Consider the following 18278-nt stretch of genomic DNA (forward strand, 5'->3'; position numbering starts at 1 on the left):
AGCGCGTAATTTTATAGAAAGAAACATAAGAAAAAATTAAATTTTTATAATTTTTTCATAAATTTAACCCCCCCATAGGCTTGTAATGAATTTTTAATTATTTTATAATCGCATAAATTTTTCAAGGAATTTTTATGAGAATTATTGCGTTAATTTTATGCTTTATTTGTGCCTTATGGGCAAGTCCAAAAGATACGCTCATCGTAGCTGTGGAAAATGAAGCGCCCAAAATCAATCCCGCTTATAGTGAGGATCATGATGCGGTGATAGGTTTGATTTTTTCGGGTTTAATTCGCTTTGATGAAGATATGAAAGCAAAGCCTGATTTAGCAAAGTCTTGGAGCATTAGCAAGGACGGCTTGGTGTATGAGCTTGAGCTTAGAGATGATGTTTTGTGGCACGATGGGGTTAAATTTAGCGCCAAAGATGTGAAATTTAGCCTTGAAGCCTTTAAAAACCCTCAAAATAATGCTGAAATTTATGTCAATTTTAAGGATATTGAAAAGATAGAAATTTTAAGTGATTATAAGATCAAAATCACACTTTCGCGTCCCTTTGTCGGCTTTTTGGACTCTTTAAGTGCTGGTATGCTTCCTTCTCATTTGCTTGAAAATGAAAATTTAAGCACAAGTGAATTTAATCAAAATCCAGTCGGCACAGGTGCTTTTAAATTTGAAAAATGGAAAAAAGGCGAGTATGTCAGTTTGGTCGCAAATGAAAATTTTCATTTAGGAAAAGTGAAGAGCAAAAGACTGATTTTAAGGCATATTAACGATGCAAATGTTGCTGCTGTGGAGCTTAAAAATGGTAAGATTGATGCAGCTTTGATTGACTCTTCTTTATTAAAAAGCTTTGAAAATGATAAAAAATTTAAGGTTTTAAGAGAAAAATCGGCTGATTATAGGGCTTTAATGTTTAATTTGGAAAATGAATTTTTAAAAGATAAAAATGTCCGTTTAGCATTAAATTACGCAGTTAATAAACAAGCCATTGTTGATAATATTTTACACGGATACGGCTTCATCGCCTCACATCCCTTAGAGAATTCTTGGGTAGCACCTAAGGAATTTAAAAGCTATACTTATGATGTAAAAAAAGCTGATGAACTTTTGCAAAAAGCAGGTTTTAAGAAAAATGAAAAAGGCTTGTATGCAAAAAATGACAAAATTCTAAGTTTTGACATTTATACGATGAGCAATGATCCCTTACGCGTGAGTTTGGCTGGAATTTTACAAAGTGAATTTAAGAAATTTGGAGTGGAAGTTAAGGTCGTGGCTAAACCTGCTGGAAGCTTTGATTATTCTAAAGTTGATAGTTTTTTAATAGGCTGGGGCAGTCCGTATGACCCTGACTTTCATACTTATAGAGTGTTTGAAAGCTCACAAGATACAAATAAAAATTCTTCAGGCTGGAATTTTGGGCATTATAATGACAAAAATGCCGATGAGGCTTTAGAAAAAGCAAGAAATTCACTAGATCCTCAAGAAAGAAAAAAATATTATGCCCAATTTATTAACGCTCTTTATGAAAATCCGCCCTTTATTTTTCTAACTTATTTGGATTTTGCTTTGGTTTATAAGGCGAATTTAAAGGGGATTAAGCCACGAATTTTAGGACATCACGGCGTAGGCTTTACTTGGAATATTTATGAGTGGAGTCAAAATTAGTGTTTAAACGCCTCATTTTTGTGGTATTTATCGCCTTTTTTAGCACCTTTTTATGTTTTAGTATGCTTTATTTTAGTAAGGGAAGCATAGCCTATGCAAAAGGCACAAATGCCATAAGCTTGGAGGCGAAAGAACGCCTTGAAAAAAGTTTTGATTTAGATAAGCCCTTATTAAAGCAGTATAGCTCTTGGCTTTTTAAAGCTTTAAGGGGTGATTTTGGCGTATCCTTAATCCACGGCGAGGAAATTGTAAGTCTTATTAAAGAACGCTTTTTTAATACGCTTATTTTAAGCTTGAGTGCGTTTTTTGTTTTATTTTTAGCTTCTTTAACGCTTGGAATTTTATGCTTACTTTATCCTAATTCACTCTTAGAAAAGTTAATTCATATCCTTAGTATGAGTTTTTTTGCTCTACCTTCTTTTGCCTTATCTTTAATTTTTATTTTGTTTTTTGCGGTATTTTTGCAAATTTTACCAAGCTCAGGCACCACAGATATAGGCTTTGAAGATGATATTTTAAATAGAATTAATCATTTAATTTTACCTGTTTGTGTTTTAGTTTTATCTCATTTAGCCGTTTTTATGCAAGTGGCTAAAACTTCGCTTTATCAAAGCTATGAAAAGCCCTTTATTTTGAGTGCTTATGCAAGAGGTCTTAGTCAAATAAGAATTATTTTACACTTTACATTAAAACACGCTCTAAGTCCTATTATTTCATATTTTGGAGCTTGTGCTTTAAGCTTTATGATGAGTGCTTATGTGGTGGAGAGTGTTTTTGCTTATGGAGGACTTGGGAATTTGATGATTGAAAGTATTATTTTTAAGGATTATCCTGTGGTTTTAGCTTTGGTTTTTGTTAGCGTTTTGTTAGCGGGATTTTTTACCTTTTTGGCTGATTTAATTTGTTTATTTCTTAATCCTCGCTTAAGGGGTATCAATTGAAAATTTTTTATCTTTTAAGTCCTTTATTTTTAGCACTTTCATTAGCTTTCTTTACGCCTTTGTTTAGCTCCTATGACCCACATTTTGGTGATATTAATGCAATTTATATTGTTCCTAATTTAAAGCATATTTTAGGCACGGATATGCTAGGTAGAGATTTATTTACACGCATACTTTATGGCATTAAAACTTCTTTTTTTATAGGCTTGTTAAGCTCTTTTTTGACCTTAGTTTTGGCACTTTTTTATGTCTTTGTGGCAAGATTATTTTTTTATACTTTTTTTATGCGTTTGCTTGATATGTTTTTAGCCTTACCTTTTTTACTTTTAATGATGTTTTTTTCGGGTTTTATGAGGGGAAATGATTTGAGTATGATTTTAATAATAGCCTTAACGCATTGGAGTTTTGTAGCGAAACTTTTTGCAAGTGAGTTAAAAAGGCTTGAAAATTTGGAATTTTATCAAGCAGCCTTAGTGCTTGGAAGCACAAAAACTAAGGCGTTTTTTAAGGACTTGCTACCGCCTTGCTTTTCACTTTTATCTGTGCTTTTTGTGCTTAATATTGTGCATGCTATTAGCACAGAGGCAACTTTGAGTTTTTTTGGTTTAGGACTTGATTTTGAAATCGCCAGTTTAGGAAATATTCTAAACGAAGCGTCAAAGGCTGTTTTTATAGGAGCTTGGTGGATTGTTCTTTATCCGCTTTTAGCTTTACTTATTCTTATCTTGCCGCTTTTAGCCTTAAGTGCGTATTTAAGAAAATATTTTGGTGTGAGCTTATGATTTGTTTGGAAAAATTAAATTTAAGTTATGAAAATACAAGACTTTTAAGAGATATTTCTTTAAATTTACAAGAAGGAAAACATTTGGCGATTATGGGCGAGAGTGGGAGTGGCAAGAGTCTATTTGCTAGGGCTTTAATTGCTTTATTTTCTCAAAATTATCGTTTAGAAGCCAAGCAATTTTTGATTAATGAAAAAAACCCTACCAAACTTAAAAAGAAAGCCTTGCAAGAGTTTAGAAGTGAAGTTGCTTTAATTTTTCAGGACGCACAAAATAGCTTTTATCCTTATCTTAATTTGGGAGATCTTTTTCACATCGTTTTAAAAACACACACAAATTTAAATGCAAAAGAGCGTAAAAGCAAAGCTTTTGAATGTATGCAAATGCTAGGATTAAAAGACTTGGAACTTTTATGGCACTCTTTTGCATATCAGTTTAGCACGGGTATGGCAAGACGCATACAATTAGCTCTAGCTCTTTCAAGCTCCCCAAAATACTTAATTTGCGATGAGCTTACTGCTTCACTTGATAAAGAAAATGAGCAAAAATTAATCGCACTTTTAAAAAATTTGCAAAAAAGTTTAAAATTTATCCTTATCACGCACGATTTTAACTTACTTTCTTTGTGTGATGAGCTTTTATTATTTGAAAAAGGAAGCGCGAAGCAGTTTAAGGTGCAAGAGTTTTTAAATTCACAAAATGCACGGCTTAAAGCTTATAAGGAATTTAATGTTTGAAGTGCGTCATTTGGCTAAAAATTATCCTTTAAAACGCCACTGGTATCTTAAAGAAGAGCAAAGAAGTATTTTTGAAAATGTTAATTTTAGCTTAAATTTAGGCGAGAATTTGCTTATAAGTGGAGAGAGTGGAGCAGGTAAAAGCACTTTGGCTAGGGTGCTTTGTGGTTTAGAAAAACCTAGCTTTGGAGAGGTTTTGTATAGGGGGAAAAGTATGCATTTGGGTGAAAATTTACATTTTAAAAAAGAGGTGCAATATGTCTTTCAAGATCAAAAATTAGCTCTCAATCCTTACAGAAAGATTAAAAGTCTTATAAATGATGTGTGGGAAAATTTTGCTTTGAAGAAAGATGAGGTTTTTTTACAAGAGCTTTTGGGAAATTTGAATTTAAAAGAAGAAATTTTTGCACTCAAATCGACACAATTAAGCGGAGGAGAAGCCAGTAGAGTAGGACTTTTAAGGGCTTTTTTGTTGCGTCCTAAAATTTTGATTTTAGATGAGCTAACGAGTGCTTTAGATATTTTAAATATTGTTAAAATTGTTGAATTTTTAAAAGAATATCAAGAGAAAAACGCCATTTCTTACATTTTTATCACACATCAAGAAGAATTTTTTAAAGATTTTGCGTATAAAAAAATTATCATTTAAATTTAGATTAAGTTAAAATAAAAATTTCGTAGTTTTTTACTCTTATATAAGTTTTGATTTTAGAAAAATTATGTAAAATTCTTATAAATTATTTTTGAATTTAAGGAAAATAAATGACTCATATGAGTGTGGCGCATCCTTATTTGGGTATTTTTATTATGCTAGTTCTTGCTAGTGTCATTTTTTTTGGTTTAGTGTTTTTGGCTTCAAAAATCGGCAATAATTTTGCCGCAAAGAACCGCAAAAAGCTAGGACTTGGAATTTATGAGTGTGGTCCCATCCCTGTTAAACAGGCTAATAAAATTAATTCTCAATTTTTTGTTTTCGCGTTAATTTTTATTTTGCTTGATATTGAGGTTGTTTTTTTATTTCCTTGGGCGTTGATTTTTAAAGATTTGGGCTGGTTTGGACTTTTGGAGATTATTATTTTTCTCGCACTTTTGGCGGTGGGATTTTTATACGCATACAAAAAAGGAGGCTTTAGATGGCAGAGCATCAAGTAAATTATGCTAGTGGTTTGCCTGTGGTTTTGACAAGTGTTGATAAGCTTGTGCAGTGGGGTAGGAGCAATTCTTTGTGGGCGTTATCTTATGGCTTGGCTTGCTGTGCGATTGAAATGATGGCAGCGGGGGGTTCAAGGTATGATTTTGACCGCTTTGGGACTATTTTTAGGGCTTCACCACGCCATAGTGAAGTGATGATAATCGCAGGCACACTTTGCAAAAAACACGCCGAATTTACACGCCGTCTTTACGATATGATGCCTGATCCTAAATGGGTGATTTCTATGGGAAGTTGTGCAAATACGGGCGGTATGTTTAACACTTACTCCACTGTGCAAGGTGTGGATAGGATTATCCCTGTTGATATTTATGTGCCAGGCTGTGCTCCGCGACCTGAGAGTTTTCAATTTGCCTTAATGATTTTACAGAAAAAAATTCGCAAAGAAAAGGCTTCGCGTAAAATTCCACCTAAAAGGCTTGTGTGATGAGAAAATATAGCGATAAAAAAAACGCTCAATTAAAAAATTATTATGAAGATAGATTTTACCACGCTCCGCATACGAAAAAATTGCCTGTGGAGGAGAGTGCTTTTAAAGATTATGAGGTTTTGCTTAAAAAGGAACTTGAGCTTAAGAGTTCTTTTGTGGAGCTTGATTTTTGGGTGCTAGAAATTCAAAAAGAGGACAATGTCAAGGCTTTAACCTTGCTTAAAGGCTTAGGATTTGAAGTTTTCACGGAGGCTAGTGCTGTGGATTTTGTCGCTTCAAAAAAGGGTTTTGTGGTATTTTATCAGCTTTTAAATTTAAAGCAAAAATTAAGAGTGAGGGTAAAAACTTTTGTCGGCGTTAAGGAAAGGGTGCAAAGTGTCGTAAGTGTGTTTAAGGGAGCTAATTGGAGCGAGAGAGAAATTTATGATATGTTTGGTATTTTTATCGTGGGGCATCCTAATTTAAAGCGTCTTTTAATGCCTGATGATTGGTTTGGACATCCTTTTTTAAAGAGCTATCCTTTGCAAGGTGATGAATTCGCAAAATGGTATGAAATTGATAAAATTTTTGGTAAAGAATATCGCGAAGTGGTAGGTGAAGAGCAGAGGGATCCGGGCTTTGCCGATGATAAAGACACGCTTAATTTTTCAAGGCTTTATCACGAAACGCAAAAGGGTGCTTTGCAAAATGAAAAATCTTTCAAACAAGAATATCAAGAAGAAAGTGGCGTAGCTTTTGTCAAAAAAGTCAAACGCGACCAGGCTAAAATTTTGGATAAAAGGCGTTAAAATGCAAATTCCTAGTAAATTAAAACCTTATTATGAAAATATCGCTTTTGAGAGAGATGATACCAAGATGATTATCAATCTAGGTCCCCAGCACCCCTCCGCACACGGAAATTTACGTCTTATCTTAGAGCTTGATGGGGAGCAAGTTACCAAAGCGCGTCCTTGCATAGGCTATATGCATCGTGGTATGGAAAAAATGGCGGAGAATATGATTTACCAAGAATTTATCCCCACAACTGATAGGATGGATTATATCGCTGCTTCAGCAAATAATTATGCTTACTGTGCTGCGGTTGAAAAGCTTTGTGGGCTTGAAATTCCACGCCGTGCGGCTGTGATTCGAATGATACTTTTAGAGCTTAACCGCATTGCCTCGCATTTGCTTTGGCTTGCTACACACGCCTTGGATATAGGGGCTATGAGTGTGTTTTTGTATTGTTTTAGAGAGCGTGAGTATGTGCTTGATTTGATAGAAAGATATTGTGGGGCTAGGCTAACTCACTCTTCGATGCGTATTGGTGGAGTGATGCTTGATTTGCCTGATGGTTTTTTGGACGAACTTTTGGCTTTTTGTGCGAAATTTCCAAACGATGTGAAAGATTATGAAGCGCTTTTAGATGATAATAGAATTTGGCGTTTAAGAACAGAAAATGTTGGACTTGTTACCAAAGAGCAGGCGATGAATTGGGGTTGTTCTGGCGTGATGCTTCGTGGAAGTGGAGTGTGCTATGATATTCGCAAAGAAGAGCCTTATTTGCTTTATGATGAGGTGGATTTTGGTGTGCCTTACGCTACGCAAGGGGATTCTTATGCAAGATATAAAGTCTATATGCAAGAATTTAGAGAGAGTCTTAAAATTTTAACGCAGTGCGCTAGACTTTATAAGGACACTCCGCCAGAAATTTTGGCAAACCACCCTGAGTATGTGAGTGCTTCAAAAGAGCAAATTATGACGCAAAACTATTCTTTAATGCAGCATTTTGTCCTTATCACTCAGGGGCTTAAGCCTCCTAAGGGCGAGGTCTATGTGCCGACTGAAAGCCCTAAGGGAGAGCTTGGCTTTTTTATCCATAGTGATGGTACGGGTCGTCCGTATCGTTTAAAGGCGAGAACGCCGAGCTTTTGGCATTGTGCATTTTTTGAGGAAATGCTTGTGGGGAGCTATTTGGCTGATGTGGTGGCAATTATGGGAAATGTAAATATTGTTTTGGGCGAGATAGATAGATGAGACGGGTGGATTTGAGAAATAGCAAGGATTTTTTTGCAGATTTAACTCTTGTTATTCGCGAGGCTAAAGAAGGTGAAGTTCTTATTGTGATGTTTGAAATAGGTGATTTCAGTGTGGTTGAAAAAAGCTTTTCTTTCGTGAAAGAGCAAAATTGCGAACTTTTAAATTCCTTGAAATTTAATGAGGTGGATTGGAGTATAGTGATTAAAAAGGTCAAAATATGAAAGCTCTTTGCTTTGTTGATATGCTTTCTTTGAAAAACCCTTCTTTGTGCGAGAATTTGGAAAAAGAGAGCATTAATATTTCTTGCCTTGAAGATAAGGCTTTAAAGGCGAGATTCTATAAATGTGAGATTGAAAGCGTGAGTTTTGTTTTGGCTCTTCTTTGCAAATTACATAAAGCTTTGGAATTTGAAGCTTTAGACGAGGGCTATTTGAGTGCGGAGTCTTGTTTTGGAGAAGACGAGGCTTTAGAAGTGCTTAAATATCTTAAAAAATTTGAGACCTTAATCTTTGATGTGGGGCTTAAAAAACACAAAGATTATGAAAATATTAAATATTTTTTAAATTTTTTAAGCAAGGAATTTCATTTGGAGCTTTTGGATAGTGAGGGCGTAAAATGGGATTTTAGTGAGGCTGTTTTGACAAAGTTAAAAGAGCTTGATAATTATGATGGCTTAGTGCTTTTTAATGCCCCTTTAAAGGATAAAATGCTCCACGCTTCAAAGCAATTTTTATCAATTGCTAAGTGTCAAAATGAAGCTCTAGTCGAGCTTTGTGGCGAGAATTTAAAGATAGAAACTAAGATTATTTTAGATGAAAATTTGCAAGGAACAATAGCTTTTTTAAATTATGAAAATGCGAAGGAAAATTTTGTAAAAATTAGGCTAAAGGAATTAGGATGAAAGTGAAAATTAATGGCGTAGAATGCGAATTTAGTGATGGAGAAACAATTTTAAATATCGCAAGAAGAAATGACATTTTTATCCCTGCCATTTGTTATCTTTCAGGTTGTAGTGCAACTTTGGCTTGTCGTATGTGTATGGTTGAAGCTGATGGAAAAAAGGTTTATTCTTGTAACACTAAGGCTAAAGATGGTATGGTTGTAGAGAGTGATTTGGGCTCTTTATGGGAGGAGAGAAATGAGATTATGCAAGCATACTGCATTAATCATCCTTTGCAATGCGGCGTTTGCGATAAATCGGGCGAATGTGAGCTGCAAAATTTTACACACAAAGCAAGGGTAAATACTCAAAAACACTGGATACAAGATACGCACAAGCCTCATAAAGAATGGGGCTTTATTAATTATGACCCTGCACTTTGCATAGTGTGCGAGCGTTGCGTTACTGTGTGTAAGGATAAAATCGGCGAAAGTGCCTTAAAAACGACCCCAAGAGGCGGAGTTGCTGTGGATGCGACTTTTAAAGAGAGTATGGGAAAGGACGCTTATGCGATTTGGACGAAATTTCAAAAAAGTCTCATTGCTCCAGCAACTGGAGATAAGCTTGAGTGCTCAAGCTGTGGAGAATGCACGAGCGTTTGTCCTACTGGTGCTTTAATAGGAGCTAAATTTCAATACACCTCAAATATTTGGGAGCTTAAACGCATCCCTGCTTCTAATCCACACTCAAGTGATTGCGAATTGCTTTATTATGACATTAAGCAAAGCGGTATAGCTGTGCAAAAGCCTAAAATTTATAGAGTGAGTAACGATTTTTCCTTTGCTAGTTTAAATAAGGCTGCAAGATATGGATATGATACACAAAATGAAGCCTGTAAAGATGAAAAAGCCTTCAAGCTTTTATGTGAAAAAATTCAAAATGGTGTGATTAAAAATATTAAATTTAACAGCTTTATTACAAATGAAGAAGCTTTAATTTTGCAAAATTTAAAGAAAAAATTTGATCTTCGTTTGCTCAATGATGAAGCTTTGAAATTTAAGGAATTCTTGGAGGAATTTAACCAAAATGCCGGTGAGTTTTATATGGCAAATAGTGAGGATATAGCAAAAAGTGATTTTATCGTTGTGGTTGGGACTTTGTTGCGTTATGATGCTCCAAGCTTAAGTTATAAAATCAATAATGCCCTAGTGATGAATAAGGGTGCCGGACTTTATTTTCATCTTTTCAAAGATAAGGGCGTGGAAAAATATTCTAAAAATTTTCTTTCTCATACACATAAAAGTGGAGAAGAGGAGCAAATTCTTTATTATTTACTTCAAAAATTTAGCACAGACGAAACGCTTAAAGAACGCTTAAATTCCTTTTTTATCGAGGAGGAAAAGGAGATTGAGGAGAGCGTTAGTGAAGAAGTAAGCGAAATGATAAGTGAGACAAACGAAGCGGGTGAGAGTATAGAAAAAGAAGTGAAGAAAAACATTACAAAAAAGATTAAGAAAAAAATCCCTATAAAGCGTAGCCTTTTTGCTAAAAATTTGGAGCTTGATGAGGATAAAATGGAAGACTTGTTGCTTAAAAAATCGCATTTTACTTTAGTTGTGGGAAGTGATTTTTATTTCAGTAAAAAGGCAAAAAAGCTTGCAAAATTACTTGCCCTTATTCAAAAAACAACACCTTTTAAGGTATTTTTAAACCCTACACATACAAATACTTTAGGTGTAGCTTTGATTTGCGATTTGGATAAAAAACCACAAGATGGCGAAATTTTAGGTTATAACGAAAGAGGAGATTTTAGTTTTTCTTATGAAAAGCATTGCGATTTGGCAAGCTCAAGCCTTAATCAGCAAGAAGGCACTTTTGTTAATTTTGATAAAAGAATCGTCCCAACAAATGCCGCTTTAGAATTTGAAGGCTATTTTTTAAACGATGTGGCAAATGCTTTAGGCTTTGATGAGGAATTTAGCATTAATTATACGCAAAAGCTTCCTATTAATAAGGGTTTTTCTCCTATCCATTTTGATCATTTGGATAATTTTTACACGAATGGCGGAGAGAATCAAAGAGGCTATTTGCTTGATTTATCTCATTATGAAAAAACGCCAAATTTAAGTTACGAAGAGCCTGAATTTAAGGCTTTAGACTTAGAAAATTCTTTTTTGCTTTATAGTGCAAATCCTAGCTATCAATTTGGTCGTTTTTCTAATCGTGCAAGTGCCTTAAATGAAGCGATTTTTTTGGGGCTTAGTGAGGATTTAGCGCTTAAATTTGATGTAGACGATAAGGATTTAATTAAGCTTAAATTGGAAAATAAGGATTTAAATTTGAGCGTTAGGGTAGATAAAGATTTGACTGGAGTAGCTTATTTGCCTTATTTTGATGAGAAAATTGACACTTTAAGTTTTTTTGAAGAAAGAGTTTTGAGAGCAAATTTAGAGAAAATAGGGGGAATCGATGAGTGAGCTAGGATTTTTCATCTTAGAAAGCGTCATTAAATGCTTGTTTGTTTTGGCTGTTTTTGCGACTTTAGCAGGGTTTGCGACCTATGCTGAAAGAAAGGTTTTGGCTTATTTTCAAAGAAGAATCGGACCTGATATGGTCGGTCCTTTTGGACTTATTCAACTTGTGGCAGATATGATAAAACTTTTTACAAAAGAGGACATTATCCCATCAAATTCTCAAAAACTTATCTTTGCCATTGCACCCTTAATTGCTGCTATTTGCGCCTTTGTATCCTTAGCAGCGATTCCAATGCTCCCCGAATTTACGCTTTTTGGACACACGATACGCCCTATTATAGCTGATATTAATGTAGCTTTACTCTTTGTCATCGGCACTTCAGGACTTTGTTTTTATGCTATTTTTTTGGGCGGACTTGCAAGTCATAATAAATATTCTATCATAGGCGGTGCAAGGGCTTTGGTGGCGATTATTTCTTATGAGAGTGTAGGGGCTTTAGCTTTAATTGCTGTGGTGATGCTTGTGGGATCTTTTTCTTTGATTGAAATCAATAATTATCAAAATGATGGCATTTTATCGTGGCTTATTTTTAAGCAACCCTTAGCCTTTGTGCTTTTTGTCATCGCCCTTTTTATAGAGACAAATCGCACCCCCCTTTGTTTGACTGAAAATGAAGCGGATATTGTTTCTGGCTATGGCACGGAGTATTCTGGGCTTCGATGGGGTATGTTTTTTATCGGTGAATATGCTTCGATGATAGCAGGGGCGATTTTAATCACACTTTTATTTTTGGGTGGATTTAATGATTTTTATTTTATTCCGGGTTGGATTATGATGATTTTAAAATCAAGCTTTATTTTCTTTTGGTATTTTTGGGCTAGGGCAGCTTTTCCGCAGCTTCGCCCCGACCAAGTAATGAAAATGTGCTATTTGATTTTAATCCCTCTAGCGGTTTTAAATCTCTTAATCACTGCTTTGTTTGTATTAATTTAGGAGCGATGATGAAAAATTATTATTTGGTTGATGAAAAAAGAAGAAATCCTCAAAACACTTGGGAAAAAATAACAAGAGCCTTAAAACGCAGCGTAAAGCTTGAGCTTTTCGTGGGCTTGTGGGTTGTGATGCGTGAATTGCTTAAAAAGGGTAATTCAGCGACCATTAAATACCCTTTCGAAAAGGTTCAAATAGACAATCGCTACCGTGCCGTGCATAGACTTATGCGTTTTATAGAAAGTGAAAATGAAAGATGTATAGGATGTGGGCTTTGTGAGAAAATTTGCATTAGTAATTGCATAAGAATGGAAACATCCCTTGATGAAAAGGGACGCAAGAAAGCGAATAATTATAGTATTAATCTAGGGCGTTGTATTTATTGTGGTTTTTGTGCTGAAGTGTGTCCTGAGCTTGCCATTGTCCATGGGAAAGAATATGAAAATGCAGCTGAACAAAGATCTTATTTTGGCTATAAAAAAGACTTTTTAACGCCTATTGATAAGCTTAAAAATCAAGTCGAATTTGAGGGTGCTGGTAGCCTTAGAAAAGATGCGGATAATTTTGTGAAAAAAACGCCTCAATATTATGAAATTTTGCAAAAAAGAGAGCAAGATTTGTGCGATGATACAAACTGCGCACTACCTAAAGGAGAAGCATAATGATAGAACAATTATCCTTTATAGTTTTTTCTGTGCTTATTTTGGGCTTTTTCTTAGTCGCTGTTTTGAGTAAAAATATGCTTTATTCTCTTTCGGCTTTAGCTGGAGGAATGGTATTTTTATCAAGCTTTTATTTTATGCTTGATGCGGAATTTTTAGGTGCGATACAAATCATCGTTTATAGTGGAGCTGTGCTTGGAATTTATAGCTTTGCGATGATGTTTTTTGACGCTTCGAAAGATTTTAAAGAAAGATTGAAATTTAAAAAAAGTTTTTTTGCTTTAATCGGTCTTAGTTTGGTAGGACTTTTTGCAAGTCTTATGAGTTTTAAATTGAACTCCGTAAATGTAGATTTACCATTTATTGACACAGCTTTATTTGATTTAAATAAACAACTTGCCTTTGCAATTTTTTCTAAATATTTACTAGCTTTTGAATTTGTAGCCCTTCTACTTTTAATCGCTCTTGTTTGTGCAATTGTTTTAACACATAAAGAACTTATTAAGGAAAAGCAATGATAGAAAAATATCTTTTTGTGGCTTTATTAATGTTTATTATAGGACTTGTAGGTATTTTAAGAAGACAAAATTTAATTATGCTTTTTATCTCGAGTGAGATTTTACTCAATGCCGCAAATTTAGCTCTTATTGCTGGTTCAAAAGCACATAATGACCTTAATGGACAAGTTTTTGCCCTTTTTGTTATGGCAATTGCTGCAGCTGAAGTGGCTGTGGGCGTGGCTTTGTGTGTGCTTTGGTATAGAAAAACAGGCACTTTAGAATTAAAAAGTTTAAAAGAAGTGGAGAATTAATATGCAAAATTTAGCCTTAATTTCCCTTTTTGCACCTTTTGTATCCTTTTTGTTTGCTAGTATTTTTGCTTTAAGGCAAAGAAGTATTTTGCTTGGCTTTATTTGTTCTTTGCTCATTGCTTTAAGTGCGATTTCTTCTTTGATTTTGTTTTTTGAAAATGCGAGTTTTAATATTACGCTTTTTGAATGGTTTGTGGGTGTAAATTTTGGTTTTGACATTGATGCTGTCTCTTTAAGTATGATGAGTATTGTTGGTATAGTAGCAACCTGTGTGCATTTTTATAGTATTTTTTATATGGAAAAAGACGAGGGTTTTAATAAATTTTTTGCCTATCTTGGACTTTTTGTTTTTTCTATGCTTTTTTTAGTGATGAGTGATAATTTCTTGGGACTTTTTGTCGGTTGGGAGGGCGTTGGGCTTTGCTCTTGGTTACTCATTGGCTTTTGGTATCATAATGATAAATATTCCTTCGCGGCAAATGAAGCCTTTATTATGAATAGAATCGCTGATTTGGGTATGCTGCTTGGAATTTTCTGGCTTTATTTGCAAGCTGGAACGCTAAAATATAGCGAAGTTTTTGTTATGGCTAGTAGCCTTGAACATAATGCTTTAATACTCATAGCAAGTTGCCTTTTCATCGGTGCTATGGGAAAGTCAGCACAATTTCCACTTCATACTTGGCTAGCCGATGCTATGGCAGGTCCTACACCTGTTTCAGCACTTATTCACGCTGCGACTATGGTAACGGCTGGGGTTTATTTGGTGATTAGAGCTGGGGGGATTTATGACCTTGTTCCTGAAGTGGGTTACATTATCGCCATTTTGGGTGCTTTTGTGGCACTTTTTGCCGCTTCTATGGCTCTAGTGGCTAGAGATTTAAAACGCATTATTGCCTATTCTACTCTTTCACAGCTTGGTTATATGTTTGTAGCGGCTGGACTTGGTGCTTATGCTTTAGCTTTATTTCACTTAGGCACACACGCTTTTTTTAAATCTTTACTTTTCTTAGGCGCTGGTAATGTGATGCACGCGATGAACGATGAGCTTGATATTAAAAAAATGGGTGGATTGGCTAAGCCCTTAAAAATCACTGCCATTTTTATGACTATTGCTTCTTTGGCTTTGGCAGGAATTTATCCTTTGGCAGGTTTTTTCTCTAAGGATTTGATTTTGGGTTATGCCTTTATATCCTTTCATCACGGCATTTTTTTAACGCTTTTAATTGCTGCTTTTATGACAGCTTTTTATAGTTTTAGACTTTTAATGCTTGTCTTTTTTACGCCTAAAAGACATCATGCACATCCGCACGAAGCAAGTAAAATCGCTCTTTTTGCTATGAGTCCTTTGGTGATTTTAGCTCTTATTTCTGGTTTTTTTGAGCATAGCTTTTTGGAATATCTTAGCACTAAGCTTGTTTTTATTGACGCACAAAATGGCTTAGTGATGATTTTAGCAAGTGTTGCTGCGGTGCTTGGTGTGCTTTTGGCTATTATTGCTTATCGTAGAGCGTGGTTTAAAGAAAGTATCGAACAAAAAAGCATATATAAGCTTTTGCAAAATGACTATTTTATCCCGCGTTTTTATCATTATTTTCTAGTAGCAAAATATGATTTGTTTTGTGAGTTTGCAAGAAAATTTGATGTAAAGGTTTTAGATGCCTTTGTGCGTGGAATTTGTGCTTTTGTCTTAAGAATTTCACAAGCAATTCTTATGCCTAATAGCCTTAACTTAATGCTTTATTTTATAGTAGGAGCTTTTGTGGTTTTACTTCTTTTGGTATGGGGGGTTTAAATGTTAAATATTTTAATTTTCTTTCCTTTATTGGTCGCTTTTTTAAGCTTTTTTTTAGGGCGTGGCGGGATTAAAATTTTTAGCGTTGTGGCAAGTTTGCTTATTTTAGGACTTAATTTGCAAATTTTTTTCGATTTTTTGCAGGGCGTGAGCTTTGAGAGTCATTTTAGCCTAGGCTTTGCGAAATTTTTCAGTTTTCACATTGGTGTTAGTGCTATATCGTTGAGTTTGATGTTGCTTTGCTCTTTGATGATTTTTTTAAGCTTCTTGTTTTTAAAGATTGAAAATAGAGCTATTGTTAGTGCGATTTTCTTCTTAGAATTCGCGATGATGGGTCTTTTTAGCGCACAAGATGCCTTGCTTTTTTATATCTTTTGGGAATTTTCCCTCTTGCCTTTGCTTTACATTTTGGGTGTTTATGGTAAGGATTTTAAAGCGGGGATTAAATTTTTCATTTATGCCTTTGCAGGTTCTATTTTAATGCTTGTAGCCATACTTTATCAAGCTTCTTTAACCCAGCAAGTTTTAGGAATTTTCACCTTTGACTTAGAAATTTGGAAAAATAATGTCTCCGTCACGCCACTTTTAGAGCAAATCGTGCTTTTCTTAGCCTTTTTCATCGCTTTTGCGATTAAAGCACCTTTATTTCCTTTACACACTTGGGCGCCTAAGGTTTATGCAAATTCGCCTATTTTAGTATCTGTTATGCTTGTAGCCTTTAAAATGGCACCTTTTGGCTTTTTGCAATTTTGCCTACCACTTTTTCCTGATGCAAGCGTTTATTTAATGCCTTTTGTGCTAGTTTTATGTGTGATTAGCGTTGTCTATTGTGCGATGATAGCTTTTAAAACGAAAGATTTAAAAGAGCTTATTGCTTATAGTTCGATTTCTCATATTGGCATTATGGTGGCTGGAATTTTTACTTTTAGCACTTTGGGGATTAGTGGAGCCGTTTTTTATATGTTTGCTCACGGCTTGGTTACAGGGACTTTATTTTTATTAGCACATCTTTTGGTGAAAAAATACGGCACCAGTGAGCTTAATAAGCTTCACTCCCTATCGCTTAAAGCTCCTGGTTTTGCGATTTTCTTTGCTTTAGTTTTACTTGCTAGCGTGTCTTTGCCTTTGACCATATCTTTTGTGGGAGAGTTTTTGGTGCTTTTAGCCTTAGCTAAGATTAACATTTTCTTGGCTTTATTTGCAGGGCTTGTGGTGATTTTAGGTGCGATTTATATGTTAGCAGTGTTTAGAAAGATCTTTTTTATGCAAAAAGAAGGTGAAATTGCTAGTTTTGGACTTAAAATGCGAGAAATTTTAGCTTTAATCCCTGTTGTTGCTTTGATTTTTTACCTAGGTATAGCTCCAAATATTTTATTAAAACCCTTGCAAGATGAAGCTAAATCTTTACAAGAAATGATGCATTTAAGGGCTTTGGAACAAAAAAGTGTGAATTTTTTAGTAGGAGGGCAAGATGAGTGAATTTTTAAATGGAGTTGATTTAAATGTCGAATTAGCCTATCCTTTTTTACTCTTAATTGCTGCGGCTATTATTTTATTACTTTGCTCGACTTTTTACCGATTTAAGGCAAATTTTTATGCCGCTTTGAGTCTTTTAGCCTTAATGACTAGTTTTTTTTTAGAGCTTTCTAATGTTAATGCCTTTGGCTTTAACTCAAATGCTTTTTTAGGCACTTTAAATAATGACATTATCGCCTTTTATGCGCAATGTGTGATTTTGCTTTTTTCTTTTTTGTATCTTTTAATGGACAAAAAGGATCATATTGGCGAATTTTATGCTTTGTTTTTATTTATGATTGCTTCTTTAATGCTTATGGTTTCAAGCTCAAATTTACTTTTGATTTTCATAGGACTTGAAGCTTCTTCTTTAGCTCTTTATACACTTATTGCGATGCAGGGAAGTCGTAATGCTATCTCATCGGCACTTAAGTATTTTAGCGTTGCGGCTGTGGGGAGTGGATTTTTCGTTTTAGCTTGTGCTTTTATTTATTTTAAAATGGGAAAATTTGACCTATCTTTAAGTTTAAATGGTGGATCAAAGGACATTTGGCTTTTGAGTGCTGGGGTGCTTATTTTTGTTCTTTGTGCCATTAAACTTTCTTTAGCTCCTTTTCATTTTTGGTTACGCGATGTGTATTATGCTAGTCATTTTAATTTGGTTGCCTTTATTTCTGTTGTGCCTAAAATAGCAATGTTTGCTGTGCTTATAAGACTTTTTGATTTTTTCAATTATGCAGAATTTGGCACTATTATCGCTATTTTAGCTGTTTTTTCTATGATAGTCGCTTCATTGGCAGCTTTAAGTCAAAATGATGTGAAGAAGATGTTTGCCTATTCTTCTGTGGTCCATTCTTCTTTTGTATTGGTCGCACTTGTGCCTATGTTAAGTTTTAAATTGGGAGATGATTTAAATTTTGTATTTTGGGTGGTTTTTGGCTATTGGATCTTATTTGCTTTTGCAAATTATGGCGTTTTTCTAATCTTAAGCACTTTGCAAAAAAGTTCTTTTGAGACCTTAAATTCTCTGTTAAATGTTAAGCCATTTTTAGCTTTTGCTTTGGGGCTTTGTGCGCTTTCTTTGGCTGGAATTCCTCCTTTTGGACTTTTTTGGGGCAAATTTATGGTGCTAAAATCTTTGGTGGAAAACGATTTGGCGTATTTGGCACTTTTTGTGGCTTTGGCTTCTGTATTAATGCTTTATAATTATTTAAAAATTATAATTCATGCTTTTTTTATGAGAGAAAAGGTTGCAGAAAAAGAGCTTTGTAAAGATTTAAAATGGGAGCAAAAATTAGCCTTAGCACTTTGTGTTATTGTAAATGTTTTTGCCTTATTGTTGATGTTATAAGAGTTTTGTTATAATT

General features: G+C 34.6%; 19 protein-coding genes. All 19 read left to right on the forward strand.

The window, feature by feature from the left end; translation table 11 throughout:
* The first annotated feature begins 134 nt into the window (after positions 1-134).
* The 19 genes from NYG92_RS05145 to NYG92_RS05235 all read left to right on the forward strand — a co-directional run bounded on the left by NYG92_RS05145 (position 135) and on the right by NYG92_RS05235 (position 18262).
* The gene (locus NYG92_RS05145) at positions 135-1667 is read left to right on the forward strand and encodes an ABC transporter substrate-binding protein (protein WP_289233724.1); all 1533 of its coding nucleotides are present in this window, start codon (positions 135-137) and stop codon (positions 1665-1667) included.
* Positions 1667-2608 (forward strand): ABC transporter permease, encoded by a 942-nt coding sequence (locus NYG92_RS05150; protein ID WP_270968897.1) that lies wholly within the window; start codon positions 1667-1669, stop codon positions 2606-2608. The genes NYG92_RS05145 and NYG92_RS05150 overlap by 1 nt, the downstream gene beginning before the upstream one ends.
* The gene (locus tag NYG92_RS05155; protein ID WP_270976586.1) at positions 2605-3390 is read left to right on the forward strand and encodes an ABC transporter permease; all 786 of its coding nucleotides are present in this window, start codon (positions 2605-2607) and stop codon (positions 3388-3390) included. Before NYG92_RS05150 ends, NYG92_RS05155 begins: the two co-directional genes overlap by 4 nt.
* Positions 3291-4127 carry an ATP-binding cassette domain-containing protein gene (locus NYG92_RS05160; protein WP_289233725.1) on the forward strand — a complete coding sequence of 279 codons (837 nt, stop codon included), beginning with the start codon at positions 3291-3293 and terminating at the stop codon, positions 4125-4127. The genes NYG92_RS05155 and NYG92_RS05160 overlap by 100 nt, the downstream gene beginning before the upstream one ends.
* Complete coding sequence (locus tag NYG92_RS05165) at positions 4120-4776, forward strand: ABC transporter ATP-binding protein (RefSeq protein ID WP_270976584.1); 657 nt, start codon at positions 4120-4122, stop codon at positions 4774-4776. The genes NYG92_RS05160 and NYG92_RS05165 overlap by 8 nt, the downstream gene beginning before the upstream one ends.
* A 113-nt stretch (positions 4777-4889) precedes the next feature.
* A complete protein-coding gene (locus tag NYG92_RS05170) occupies positions 4890-5279 on the forward strand; it encodes an NAD(P)H-quinone oxidoreductase subunit 3 (RefSeq protein ID WP_289233726.1) in 390 nt (129 codons plus the stop codon).
* Positions 5261-5764 carry a NuoB/complex I 20 kDa subunit family protein gene (locus NYG92_RS05175; protein WP_004276137.1) on the forward strand — a complete coding sequence of 168 codons (504 nt, stop codon included), beginning with the start codon at positions 5261-5263 and terminating at the stop codon, positions 5762-5764. The genes NYG92_RS05170 and NYG92_RS05175 overlap by 19 nt, the downstream gene beginning before the upstream one ends.
* The gene (locus NYG92_RS05180; RefSeq protein WP_289233727.1) at positions 5761-6555 is read left to right on the forward strand and encodes an NADH-quinone oxidoreductase subunit C; all 795 of its coding nucleotides are present in this window, start codon (positions 5761-5763) and stop codon (positions 6553-6555) included. The genes NYG92_RS05175 and NYG92_RS05180 overlap by 4 nt, the downstream gene beginning before the upstream one ends.
* Before the next feature lies 1 nt (position 6556).
* On the forward strand, positions 6557-7783 hold the full coding sequence (nuoD, locus tag NYG92_RS05185; protein ID WP_270966297.1) for an NADH dehydrogenase (quinone) subunit D: 1227 nt from the start codon (positions 6557-6559) through the stop codon (positions 7781-7783).
* Complete coding sequence (locus tag NYG92_RS05190) at positions 7780-8007, forward strand: NADH-ubiquinone oxidoreductase subunit E family protein (protein WP_289233728.1); 228 nt, start codon at positions 7780-7782, stop codon at positions 8005-8007. The genes nuoD and NYG92_RS05190 overlap by 4 nt, the downstream gene beginning before the upstream one ends.
* Entirely contained in the window at positions 8004-8687 is a 684-nt protein-coding gene (locus tag NYG92_RS05195; protein WP_289233729.1) for a hypothetical protein, read from the forward strand. Before NYG92_RS05190 ends, NYG92_RS05195 begins: the two co-directional genes overlap by 4 nt.
* Complete coding sequence (locus tag NYG92_RS05200) at positions 8684-11143, forward strand: NADH-quinone oxidoreductase subunit G (RefSeq protein ID WP_289233730.1); 2460 nt, start codon at positions 8684-8686, stop codon at positions 11141-11143. The genes NYG92_RS05195 and NYG92_RS05200 overlap by 4 nt, the downstream gene beginning before the upstream one ends.
* Positions 11136-12134 (forward strand): NADH-quinone oxidoreductase subunit NuoH, encoded by a 999-nt coding sequence (gene nuoH / locus NYG92_RS05205; RefSeq protein ID WP_004276131.1) that lies wholly within the window; start codon positions 11136-11138, stop codon positions 12132-12134. The genes NYG92_RS05200 and nuoH overlap by 8 nt, the downstream gene beginning before the upstream one ends.
* Before the next feature lie 8 nt (positions 12135-12142).
* Positions 12143-12793 (forward strand): NADH-quinone oxidoreductase subunit NuoI, encoded by a 651-nt coding sequence (gene nuoI, locus NYG92_RS05210; RefSeq protein WP_270976577.1) that lies wholly within the window; start codon positions 12143-12145, stop codon positions 12791-12793.
* Positions 12793-13311, forward strand: coding sequence for an NADH-quinone oxidoreductase subunit J (locus tag NYG92_RS05215; RefSeq protein ID WP_004276862.1), 519 nt, complete (start codon positions 12793-12795; stop codon positions 13309-13311). The genes nuoI and NYG92_RS05215 overlap by 1 nt, the downstream gene beginning before the upstream one ends.
* On the forward strand, positions 13308-13604 hold the full coding sequence (nuoK, locus tag NYG92_RS05220) for an NADH-quinone oxidoreductase subunit NuoK (RefSeq protein WP_004276128.1): 297 nt from the start codon (positions 13308-13310) through the stop codon (positions 13602-13604). Before NYG92_RS05215 ends, nuoK begins: the two co-directional genes overlap by 4 nt.
* Position 13605: 1 nt before the next feature.
* On the forward strand, positions 13606-15396 hold the full coding sequence (gene nuoL / locus NYG92_RS05225; protein WP_289233731.1) for an NADH-quinone oxidoreductase subunit L: 1791 nt from the start codon (positions 13606-13608) through the stop codon (positions 15394-15396).
* Positions 15397-16875 carry an NADH-quinone oxidoreductase subunit M gene (locus tag NYG92_RS05230; RefSeq protein WP_289233732.1) on the forward strand — a complete coding sequence of 493 codons (1479 nt, stop codon included), beginning with the start codon at positions 15397-15399 and terminating at the stop codon, positions 16873-16875.
* Positions 16868-18262, forward strand: a complete 1395-nt coding sequence (locus tag NYG92_RS05235; protein WP_289233733.1) for an NADH-quinone oxidoreductase subunit N — start codon at positions 16868-16870, stop codon at positions 18260-18262. The genes NYG92_RS05230 and NYG92_RS05235 overlap by 8 nt, the downstream gene beginning before the upstream one ends.
* Positions 18263-18278: the final 16 nt, after the last annotated feature.

The sequence above is a fragment of the Campylobacter felis genome, assembly GCF_030250085.1.
GTDB classification, from domain to species: Bacteria; Campylobacterota; Campylobacteria; order Campylobacterales; family Campylobacteraceae; genus Campylobacter_D; species Campylobacter_D upsaliensis.